Source organism: Flavivirga aquimarina, from assembly GCF_030540835.1.
Taxonomy (GTDB): domain Bacteria; phylum Bacteroidota; class Bacteroidia; order Flavobacteriales; family Flavobacteriaceae; genus Flavivirga; species Flavivirga aquimarina.
This window is the reverse complement of sequence record NZ_JAUOEK010000140.1, coordinates 1-11,426: the sequence shown is the minus strand read 5'-3', so window position 1 is coordinate 11,426 and position 11,426 is coordinate 1. Positions and strand designations below refer to the sequence as shown.

Genomic DNA, 11,426 nt, shown 5'->3' with positions numbered 1-11,426 from the left:
ATATAAAACAAGAAATTGAAATAAATCATGAAAAAACCAACAGTAATTGCGCAAGTAAGTACATTAAAAAACAAACAACCAGAACACGCACTGGTAAATGGATTGGATTTAGTTATCGTAAAATTTGACGATGATATATCTGTGCTGTACGGAAGATGCCTTCACAGAGGTGCATTAATGTCTGATGGACATGTAGATGGTCATAACCTTATTTGTGGCGTACATGGATGGGATTATAGAGTAGATTCCGGAGTTTCAGAATACAACAATAAAGAGGTTTTACATAAATTTTCTACCAAGATAGAAGGCGATAATTTACTGGTTGATGCTTTTGAAATAGACGCATATTTAGAAAACCATCCACAACCATTTAATCGCGATGCGTATTTAGGAGCCTATGCAGATACACATCCAGAAGAGACAGAACCTTATACCGGTTATATAAAAGAATTAGCACAAAATGGACTGAAAAACATAGGACACCATGGGTTTTCAGCATCAATGGGAGTCGATAGAAATACACTTCCAAAATGGAATGATATTCAATTTTTACCAGCGCAATTAGCATCAAGACCTTTATTAGATAACGAAGAAGTGGCTACCAAAGTTGTTATTGGACCAAATGCAAAAAAGCCATTAGAATTAGATATGCCTTTGTTTGTAAGTGATATGAGTTTTGGTGCATTATCGCGTGAAGCAAAAATAGCTTTATCAAAAGGCGCACAATTAGCAGGCACAGGAATTTGTTCAGGCGAAGGGGGCATGCTACCAGAAGAACAAGCTAATAATTCAAAATATTTTTATGAGTTAGCTTCGGCTCAATTTGGTTTCTCTTGGGACAAATTAGATAACGTACAAGCCTTTCATTTTAAAGGAGGTCAAGGCGCAAAAACAGGAACAGGAGGCCACTTACCAGGAAATAAAGTAAGTAAAGAAATAGCAGAAGTAAGAGGATTAAAAGAAGGAGAAACAGCTATTTCACCGGCAGCAAATCCAAATTTTCATACCGTTGAAGACTTTAAAATATTTGCTGATAAAGTAAGAGACCGTACAGGAGGAATTCCAATAGGATTTAAGATAGCAGCAAGTCATATTGAAAAAGATATTCAGTTTGCGTTAGATGTAGGCGTAGATTATATTATTCTAGATGGTCGTGGTGGCGGAACAGGTTCTGCGCCTACCATTTTAAGAGACCATATTAATGTACCAACAATTCCTGCATTAGCCAGAGCTAGAAAATATATGGATAAAGTAGGAGCTACAAATGTAACCCTAGTAATTACAGGAGGTTTACGTGTTGCCGAAGATTTTGCAAAAGCTATGATGTTAGGCGCAGATGCTATTGCAGTTTCTAATTCTGCATTACAAGCTATAGGTTGTTTAGGTATGCGTGCTTGTGGAACCAACAACTGCCCAGTAGGTATAGCAACGCAAAAGGAATCTTTACGAAGTAGAATAATTATAGATACTTCCGCAAAACAATTACAAAATTACTTTGAAGCCACAAACGATTTAATACGAGTTGTAGCACGTTCTTGTGGTTATGACGATGTAACGAAATTTAATCACGACGACCTTTCAACATATAACAGAGATATACATTATCTAACAGGAATTAATTACGCAGGATTAAAATAGATGACCATGAATACAATAGATTTATATGGTGCCGATTGGTGTCCAGATTGTCAAAGAGCTAAAGCATATTTAAAAGAGAACGACATTGATTTCAATTTTATTGATGTCGATTTAGATAAAGATGCAACAGCTCGTGTAGAAAGTATCAATAATGGTAAACGTATCATACCAACCATTATTATTGGTGAAAAACCATTAACTAATCCAGATAATAATGAATTAGCAAACATACTAGGGATTAATGCTCAAGGAAGAGTGATTTTATATGGCGCAGATTGGTGTCCAGATTGTCAGCGCGCAAAAAGCTATCTACAAGATAATCATATTAACTTTCAATATATAGAAGTTGACAAACACTCTTGGGCTGCTCAAAAAGTAGAAGAAATTAATAATGGAAAACGTATTATTCCGACCATTTTTATTGGAGATAAAAGTTATACAAACCCAGATAATGCCATTTTAAAAACTGTTTTAAACATAGGTCAAGAATCCAAAAAAACAGTTTACGATTCCATAGTAGTAGGTGCAGGAGCAGCTGGATTAACAGCATCAATTTATATCCAACGAGACCGGTTTAATTCGCTTATTCTCGAAAAAAAGAACATAGGCGGTAATGCGTTCTTAACAGAAAAGATAGAAAATTACCCTGGTTTTACAACCATATCCGGTCCAGAGCTTACCCAAAGAATGGCAGAACAAGCAAAAACGTATGGAGCAAAAATAGAAACAGGCGTTAGTGTAAAATCACTTAAAAAAGAAGGTGGTATTTTTTCTGTAGATACTAATATGGGAGCATATCAAAGTAAAACGGTGGTTTTAGCTTTAGGTTCTACCTATAGAAAATTAGGAATCCCTAATGAAGAAGCATTAATAGGTGCAGGAATTCATTTTTGCGCTACCTGTGATGGTGCATTTTATAGAGACAGAGAAGTTATTGTAGTTGGTGGAGGAAATAGTGCATTAGAAGAAGGTATTTTTCTGGCTTCCTTTTGTAAAAAAGTAATCATAGTAAACCGTGGAGATGCCTTTAGTGCTTCAGAAACTTATATAGAAAAACTGCCTTCAATTAAAAATATTGAAGTGCATATGAATAAAGAGTCCGTAGCCTTTATAAAAGATGAGAACGATAATTTTAAAGGCTTACAACTAAAAGACAGTATTACAAATGAAGAAACAGAACTATATGCCGATGGGTCATTCATTTTTATAGGTCTTATCCCAAATACAGACAACGTAAAAGGCTTAATAGACCTAAACGAACGAGGTTTTATAACGACAACAGGTTTAGGAGAAACGAACATAAAAGGTGTTTTCGCAGCAGGAGATTGTAGAGAAGGAGCCATAGCACAAGTAGCAGCAGCAACAGGAGAAGGTGTATTAGCAAGCTACGGCGTACGTCAGTTTTTTAAATAATTAAACATAAATATTATGGAATTAACAATGGAGTTTTGGTACTTATTACCAATATCAATAGCAATTGCGACAATAGCTATGTCATCAGGAATAGGTGGCGCTGTATTTTTTTCACCTTTGTTTATGATAGGTTTAGGACTTGACCCTAAAATTGCGATAGGTACAGCATTAGCTACCGAGTTATTTGGCTTTAGCTCTGGTTTAATGGCGTATTGGAAAGCCAAGTTAATTGACTTTAAATTGGGGTTAAACTTGTTACTCATTTCCGTCCCCTTTGCCATTTTAGGAACTGTATATGGAGATCTGGTGCCGCCTTTAATACTCAAAGCCATATTTGGTATTGGAATTATATTTATAGGCTACCAACTCTATGTGTCTTGGCGCGAAGAAGAAAAAGAAAAATTAGAAGCAGCTCATAAAAAGGAGTTTGAAACCACCTATGAAAGCACTTTAACAGACTCAGATGGTAATGTCTATAACTACACCGTATGTAATAAAAATATGGGGAGAATGTTTGCAGCCATTGGTGGTGCTTTTTTAGGTATGATTTCCGTTGGACTTGCAGAATTACAAGAATATCATTTAGTAGCAAAATGCAAAGTACCAACGCGAGTAGCAGTAGCAACATCCATTTTTGTGGTGGTTATTACAGTTTTAGTTGCTTCTGTAGGTCATTTTTATGAGTTTGCTCAAGAAGGCGGCGAAGTCATGAACCAAGTTCTTAATTTAATCATATTTACAATTCCGGGAGTTATTATAGGTGGTCAAGTAGGCCCTAAATTACAAAAAGTGATACCAGCAGATAAGATGAAAGTAGGTATTTCTATCCTATTTATAGTAGTTGGTGCTTTTATGTTATACACATTAATTTAAAAAGATTATGAGCTCAGAAAATAAAAAGTGGTATAAAGTTTTAGATAATAGAAAAACGTTACCAGAAGGACGTGTAAAAACGGTAACCGCTGGTCACCAAGGTATTTGCCTAACACATTATAAAGGAAAATTCTCGGCATTAGATAATGCGTGTCCACATCAAGGTGGGCCACTAGGCGAAGGGTCTATTGAAAATGGCATGCTGCGTTGCCCATGGCACGGTTGGGATTTTGACCCATGCAATGGACAATCACCAGGAGACCACGACGATAGTATCAAAACATTTGAAGTAAAAGAAGAAGGGGATGCGATATATGTTGGACTTACAGAAGAAGCACCTCATGAAGATACCATTTCAGATGTTATGATTGAAACCATGGTAAATTGGGGTGTAAATACTGTTTTTGGAATGGTAGGTCATAGTAATCTTGCTGTTGCAGATGCTATGAGAAGACAAGAAGAAAAAGGAAAACTACAGTTTTTTGGAATTAGACACGAAGGTGCTGCTGCGTTTGCTGCATCGGGCTATGCAAAATTAACAGGTAAACCCGCAGCCTGTTTTGGTATAGCAGGTCCAGGTGCTACTAATATGTATACAGGCATGTGGGATGCCAAGGTAGATAGAGCACCTTTGTTAGCACTTTCAGGACAAGTAAACACCCAAGTTATTGGTACTGGAGCATTCCAAGAAGTAGATTTAGTCAATGCCTTTGATAGCGTTTCAGAATTCAATCATGCGGTGCATTTAAATTCTAATCATAGTGAACTTATGTCACTTGCTGTAAAGACAGCTTTGATAAAAAGAGATGTTGTTCACCTAACATTTCCAGACGAAGTTGCTTTCACAAAAAAGCCTGAAAACTCTAAACCTCAAACACCTGAGAATAGAATTACACCTTTCAATATTTCACCACCAAAAGAGATGACGCAAAAAGCAGTTGATTTGCTTAAAGCTTCAAAAAGACCCGTTATTATTGTAGGTCATGGTGCACGTTTTCAAATGGATGCGATTATCGCTTATGCAGAAACTTTAGATTGCCCGGTAATTACAACCTTTAAAGGAAAAGGATTAATAGCAGATAATCACCCATTAGGCTGTGGTGTACTAGGAAGAAGTGGTACACCAATAGCTTCTTGGTTTATGAATGAATGTGATTTATTGCTAGTATTTGGAGCTTCTTTTTCTAACCATACTGGTATAACACCTAAAAAACCAATTATTCAAGTAGATTTTGACCCCATGGCATTGAGTAAGCATCACAAAGTTGATGTGGCTCTTTGGGGAGAAATATCAGAAACTTTGGTGCTATTAACAGAACAAACAAAAGGAAACACAAATACGACAAGTCAACGAAAAGAAATAGCAGATAGATGGCAATATTGGAAAGAAGAAAAAGAAAGCCGTCTTAAAGATTGTGGAAGTGCTTTGAGTTCAATCGCTGTTTTTGATGCCATGAATAAGGTTACGCCAGAAAATGCAGTAATAGCTGTAGATGTGGGTAATAACACCTATTCTTTTGGAAGGTATTTTGAGCCAAAAAATCAGGCAGTATTGATGTCTGGTTATCTAGGGTCCATTGGTTTTGCTTTACCAGCGGCCATGGGAGCTTGGGCAGCAGAAGGCGATAAAAGACCTATTTGGTCTGTATCTGGAGATGCTGGATTGGGGCAGTATTTGGCCGAAATAAATACGCTAGTTAAATACAATATGAATATTAAACATATTGTCTTAAACAATTCTGAACTCGGAAAAATATCAAAAGAACAACGTGCAGCAGAAGTAGACGTATGGCAAACTTCATTAACAAATCCAAGCTTCGCTAAATATGCAGAAAACTGTGGTGCACTAGGCATTCGTGTAGAAAAGTTGGAAGACTTAATCCCAGCTATGCAAAAACTTAGCGAACATAATGGACCTGCACTTTTAGAGGTCATTACAGATGTAAATTTAATATAACACTTAAAAATAAAACCTAATGAAACAAAATTTAAAAAACGGAATAGCAGCACAAGGATATGATGTTGTATCCTTTTTCAACGGAAGCCCTAAAAAAGGAAACGAAGCGTACACTTCAACATACAATGATGCAAAGTATCTTTTTGCTTCACTAGAAGATAAAGAAGAGTTTGAAAAATCTCCAGAAGCCTATACACCACAATATGGAGGTTTTTGCGCCATAGCGATGTCTGAAGAGAAAGAAGTTAATCCAAATCCTAAAAGTTGGGAAGTTCGTGATGGGAAATTATACTTTTTCACTAGAATGCTTTTCGGAATTATTGATGCTAAAAGGCAATGGGTTAAAAAACCAGAAGAATTAAGAGCTTTAGCAGATACAGCTTGGGCTAAAATGAATGCATAATGGCTCAGCACGATTTTAATAAAGAATCCCTAGAACTTCATAAAAAACATAAAGGAAAAATTGAAGTAGTATCTAAGATAGAGGTACATACTACAGACGATCTTTCTCGTGTATATTCGCCGGGAGTTGCCGCACCTTGCTTAGCAATTGCCGACGACGTTACTCTAGCCTACGACCTTACTATAAAAGGTAATACAATCGCTGTGGTTTCAGATGGAACCGCAGTGTTAGGTCTAGGAAATATTGGCCCAGAGGCAGCTATTCCAGTTATGGAAGGAAAAGCCATGTTATTTAAGAAATTTGCAAATGTTGATGCATTTCCTATTTGTTTAAATACTACAGTTGCTTCAGAAATTATTGAAACGGTAAAACGGATTGCACCAGTATTTGGAGGAGTAAATTTAGAAGATATTTCGGCACCTCGTAGTTTTGAAGTTGAAACTGCTTTGCAAGATATTGGAATCCCTGTATTTCATGACGACCAACACGGAACAGCAATAGTTGCTCTAGCTGGAATTTTAAATAGTTGTAAAGTATTAGGAAAAAATCTTTCAGATTTAAAAGTAGTCATTAACGGTGCTGGTGCAGCAGGAATTGCGATATCGCGTTTATTGCGTTGTATAAGTATAGACCCTAATGTTTGTATTCCTGTAAAGCAAGTATTAGTATGCGATAGCAAAGGTATTATTCATAAAAACAGAACCAATTTAAATCCGGTCAAAATTGAATTGCTTAACTATTCGAATCCAGAAAATGTTGAAGGAACCCTTAAGGATGCTATTAAAGGCGCAGATGTCTTTATCGGTGTAAGCGTTGCTAATATTTTAACGGCAGAAGATATTGAAACGATGGCTGAAAACCCCGTTATTTTTGCATTAGCAAACCCTGACCCTGAAATTATGCCAGAAGAAGCCTTAAAAGGAGGTGCCGCAATTATTGCAACAGGACGTAGCGATTATCCTAATCAAGTAAACAATGTATTAGCTTTTCCTGGTATTTTTAGAGGTGCACTAGATTGCAGAGCGAAACGTATAACACCTAAAATGAAAATTGCAGCGGCTTATGCTATTGCAGATTGTGTGATGCAGCCAGACAGGGAACATATTATACCAAAAAGTTTAAACAAAGAAATTGCTTCAAAGGTTGCAGATGCTGTAAAGCAAGCATATAAGAATTATGATAAATAAAATTAAAAACATAGGGTATTTATTGTTGTTGTGTGTTACTACAGCTTTTAATGCACAAGACATGTCGACTTTATTTAAACAACTTGATCCATCAGTTGTAACCATAGAAGTTATAGAATATAAGGTTAAAGACCAAAAACTAACAACTTCTGGTGGCTTAGGCTCAGGTGTTATCATTAATAAAGAAGGATTTATTCTTACAGCAGCTCACGTTGTCGAATCTGCAAATGAAGTTTCTGTAAAACTTCAAAGTGGAGCAACATTCACAGCAGATGTATTATCAAGTTCTACGGTTGCAGACGTAGCACTTCTTAAATTAAGGACAGTACCAATAAGTTTAAAACCTGCAACAATAGGAAATTCTAGTACTTCAAAAATTGGAGAGCAGATACTTATTATTGGCGCACCTCTGGGACTTGAACACTCATTGTCTGTGGGATATATAAGTCGTAAGATGAAAAAAAATGTTATTTCTAATGGTGAAATGGCAGGTTTTTTACAAACAGATGCTTCTATAAACCAAGGAAATTCTGGAGGACCCATGTTTAATATGCATGGAGAACTTATTGGTATCGTGAGTTTTATTTTATCGAATAGCGGAGGGTTTGAAGGTTTAGGATTTGCAGTAGATATTGATACCACAAAAAAAGTTTTGTTTGACGTAAACAGTTTTTGGACAGGATTTGACGGTGTTTTTTTAAGTGAAGGGTTAGCAGGGGTTTTTAATACACCCCAAAAATCTGGAGTTTTAATACAACGTGTAACTCCTAATTCATTTGCTGATAAAATAGGTATAAAACCTGGAGTTATTCAAGGAGAAATATTAGGTCAAAAAATATGGCTAGGAGGCGATATTATATTAAGCATTCAAGGTTTAAGCTGTAACGCACCTCACGATTTGGGTACTATTAAAAAACAGATAGAAAGTCTCAAAGTTGGTGACAAAGTACTTATTGAAGTTTTAAGAAAAGGGAAGGTAATAGCTCTTGAAGCCAATTTTTCAAAATAAATGGGATTACAATTAATAAGTAATTGGAAAAAAGTTACTAAATATAAGTATTTAATAGCGCTAACGGCTACGTTCAATTTTTTATTGACACCAATTCATATAGCCATAAATAGTTCTAACCCTGCTTATATTATAGTTATAAATTATACTTTGGTTATTTTAAGTAGCGCATTAATTGCTTCTAAAAAAAGAGCAAAACTTATTACATATATCATAGGTTTTCTAACATTATTAGCTATTTGGTTAGAATTTTCTAACACGAATTCTCGATCAATCTTAATTTGCAGATTAGTATTTTCTTTTTTACTGTTTGCTTGTTTTTGTATCATTCTTATTAGGCAGTTATTAAAAATAAAAAAGGTTAACCTCCAGTTTATCCTAGGTCCCTTATTAGGTTTTCTTTACTTGGGAATTATTGGAGGTATTCTATTTGAAGCTATTCATTACTTCGATTCAAATTCATTTCAATTAATAGAAGGTTTCTCTGGTTATAGTTTCTATTATTTCAGTTTTATAAGTATTACAACTGTTGGTTATGGAGATATTACTCCAGTAACAACTTCAGCACAATCCCTTACCCTTGTTATGAATATTATAGGTCAATTTTATCTAGCCATTGTTATTGGTGTATTTGTAGGCAAGTATATTAACGTTAAATCTAAATAAATGTTCGAATCTTTCAGTATCATATTTACCATTGCGGCTCTTTTTAATTATGTCAATTATAAGTGGTTAAAATTACCAACTACCATTGGTTTAATGATTTTAAGTTTAATCTTGATTATTCCTATTACACTAAGTAAGACAGTATTTCCAGAATTTTACACCTTCTTTTGTGATATTATAATTAACGCAGATTTTAAAACACTATTACTAGATGGTATTTTAAGTTTTCTACTTTTTGCAGGAGCATTGCACGTTAATCTGGCAGCACTAGCAAAAGAGAAGAAGTCAATTCTATTATTTGCGACCTTAGGTGTCCTAATATCTACATTCTTGGTTGGTGGGCTAGTCTTTTTTGCAGCACAATTGATTGGTTTAGAATTACCCTTTCTACATGCACTTTTATTTGGTGCTTTAATATCACCAACAGATCCAATTGCTGTTATGGCCATTTTAAAAGAAGCAAATATTTCTAAAAGCTTAGGTATTAAAATTGAAGGTGAATCCTTATTTAACGATGGTATTGGAGTTGTTGTTTTTTCAGGAGTTTTATTAATTGCAACTGCAACAGGAGAACATAGTACCGCAGAGATTGGAGCAGAAATAGGCATGTTATTTTTAGAAGAAGCTATAGGCGGATTACTCTATGGGTTAGCCATTGGATTTCTAGGATTAAAATGTATTCAGTCATTAAAAGAAAACCCACAATTAGCAGTAATGATAAGCCTTGCTGTAGTTATGGGTGGAACAGCAGGCGCATTTATGTTGCATATATCGGCACCATTAGCGATGGTTGTTGCAGGCTTGTTAATTGGAAATAAAGTACACATCAATAAAGATGAAAACCCTGTACAAAAAGCCATCAATTCTTTTTGGGAAATTTTAGATGATATTTTTAACGGCATTTTATTTGTCCTTATAGGACTTGCCATTCACTTATTAAATTTTAATTCAACTTATATTTTGTTAGGTCTACTAGCTATTTTAATTGTGATGCTAGCACGGTTTATTTCTGTGTTTTTACCGTATTCATTATTAAAGCACGAAGAGAAAAAGCCTATTAAGACTGTTGCTATTTTAACTTGGGGAGGATTACGTGGAGGCATTTCCATTGCGCTAGCCTTAAGTTTGAACAAAGCTCTTTCTGGAGAATTAATACTACACATAACATATATCATTGTAATATTTTCAATTATTGTACAAGGTTTAAGTATAGGAACGTTTGTAAAAAAACTCTATAAATAAAAGACCCTAATAGCAGAAATACCAATACCTCGAATAAACTATTTATGATTAAAAAATTAATTTTAGTAACACTATATATAAGTCTCTTTTTAAATCAAACCTACGGTCAGCAAACGAATTTAGATCAAGTTAAATATACATCTACCAATAAAGGAAAGATATTTCTTTATTGGGGAGGGAACCGAGGTTATTTTTCTAAGACAGACATAACATTTAAGGGTAAAGATTATAACTTCACATTAAATAATATGGTTGCCCACGACAAACCTAAAGGGTATCATATAGATTATATTAATCCATTCCGAATGACAATTCCTCAAACTAATTTTAGGTTGGGCTATTTTTTTACGAATCATTATAATGTATCTATTGGAGTTGACCACATGAAATATGTAGTAACCAAAAATCAGAGGGCAAACATTTCAGGTTCAATAAATTTACCAGATACTGAAACAGGAGCAACTTTTAATGGCGTGTACAATGATGTCCCCATCTTTTTAACAGAAAACTTTTTGGAATTTGAACATACCGATGGGCTTAATTACATAAACATTGAAATTGCCAGAATGGATGACCTTTCAAAGATATTTAGAATTCGGAATACAGACATTATACAGATTAATTTAACCGAAGGAATATCTGGGGGCTTACTTTACCCAAAAACAAACGCAACTCTATTAGGGAAAAAGAGACATGATGATTTCCATATTTCAGGTTATGGCTTATCATTAAAAGGAGGTTTGAATTTAACTTTTTTGAAATATTTTTTTGTACAAGCAGAACTTAAAGGAGGTTATATTAATATGAAAGATATAAGAACAACAGAATCTATCGAAGACAGAGCATCTCAGAATTTTCTATTTCTAGAACGCATTATTGCAGTTGGAGGGATTTTTCGAATTTAATCGAAAAGAATTCCTCGAGGCTCTGCCTCGGGGTTTCCGTTGAAATTGTCATTCCCGTGAAAACGGGAATCTAAATACAGAATTTCGGTTTTTGACCTTTTTAGGTCAAAATGAAACCAGCGAAATACCTCTA

Annotated in this window: 10 protein-coding genes; all 10 read left to right on the top strand. The window is 34.9% G+C overall.

Annotation, left to right across the window (positions count from 1 at the left end; translation table 11 throughout):
• Positions 1 to 27: 27 nt before the first annotated feature.
• Genes Q4Q35_RS14305 through Q4Q35_RS14260 form a run of 10 tightly spaced genes read left to right on the top strand, consistent with a single transcriptional unit; the run spans position 28 to position 11,293 of the window.
• Positions 28 to 1,638: a glutamate synthase-related protein gene (locus tag Q4Q35_RS14305; protein ID WP_303278674.1), complete on the top strand. Its 1,611-nt coding sequence runs from the start codon at positions 28 to 30 to the stop codon at positions 1,636 to 1,638.
• A 6-nt stretch (positions 1,639 to 1,644) separates the two neighbouring features.
• On the top strand, positions 1,645 to 3,051 hold the full coding sequence (locus Q4Q35_RS14300; RefSeq protein ID WP_303278673.1) for an FAD-dependent oxidoreductase: 1,407 nt from the start codon (positions 1,645 to 1,647) through the stop codon (positions 3,049 to 3,051).
• Positions 3,052 to 3,066: 15 nt separating this feature from the next.
• Positions 3,067 to 3,924, top strand: coding sequence for a sulfite exporter TauE/SafE family protein (locus Q4Q35_RS14295; protein ID WP_303278671.1), 858 nt, complete (start codon positions 3,067 to 3,069; stop codon positions 3,922 to 3,924).
• A gap of 7 nt (positions 3,925 to 3,931) precedes the next feature.
• Positions 3,932 to 5,881 (top strand): thiamine pyrophosphate-binding protein, encoded by a 1,950-nt coding sequence (locus tag Q4Q35_RS14290; RefSeq protein ID WP_303278670.1) that lies wholly within the window; start codon positions 3,932 to 3,934, stop codon positions 5,879 to 5,881.
• Positions 5,882 to 5,900: 19 nt separating this feature from the next.
• The gene (locus Q4Q35_RS14285; protein WP_303278669.1) at positions 5,901 to 6,284 is read left to right on the top strand and encodes a YHS domain-containing (seleno)protein; all 384 of its coding nucleotides are present in this window, start codon (positions 5,901 to 5,903) and stop codon (positions 6,282 to 6,284) included.
• On the top strand, positions 6,284 to 7,471 hold the full coding sequence (locus Q4Q35_RS14280; RefSeq protein ID WP_303278667.1) for an NAD(P)-dependent malic enzyme: 1,188 nt from the start codon (positions 6,284 to 6,286) through the stop codon (positions 7,469 to 7,471). The genes Q4Q35_RS14285 and Q4Q35_RS14280 overlap by 1 nt, the downstream gene beginning before the upstream one ends.
• A complete protein-coding gene (locus Q4Q35_RS14275) occupies positions 7,461 to 8,480 on the top strand; it encodes a S1C family serine protease (RefSeq protein ID WP_303278666.1) in 1,020 nt (339 codons plus the stop codon). The genes Q4Q35_RS14280 and Q4Q35_RS14275 overlap by 11 nt, the downstream gene beginning before the upstream one ends.
• Positions 8,481 to 9,146 carry an ion channel gene (locus tag Q4Q35_RS14270; protein ID WP_303278665.1) on the top strand — a complete coding sequence of 222 codons (666 nt, stop codon included), beginning with the start codon at positions 8,481 to 8,483 and terminating at the stop codon, positions 9,144 to 9,146. It abuts the gene before it with no gap.
• On the top strand, positions 9,147 to 10,388 hold the full coding sequence (locus tag Q4Q35_RS14265; protein WP_303278664.1) for a cation:proton antiporter: 1,242 nt from the start codon (positions 9,147 to 9,149) through the stop codon (positions 10,386 to 10,388).
• A 44-nt stretch (positions 10,389 to 10,432) separates the two neighbouring features.
• Positions 10,433 to 11,293, top strand: coding sequence for a hypothetical protein (locus Q4Q35_RS14260; protein WP_303278663.1), 861 nt, complete (start codon positions 10,433 to 10,435; stop codon positions 11,291 to 11,293).
• The last annotated feature ends 133 nt before the right edge of the window (positions 11,294 to 11,426 follow it).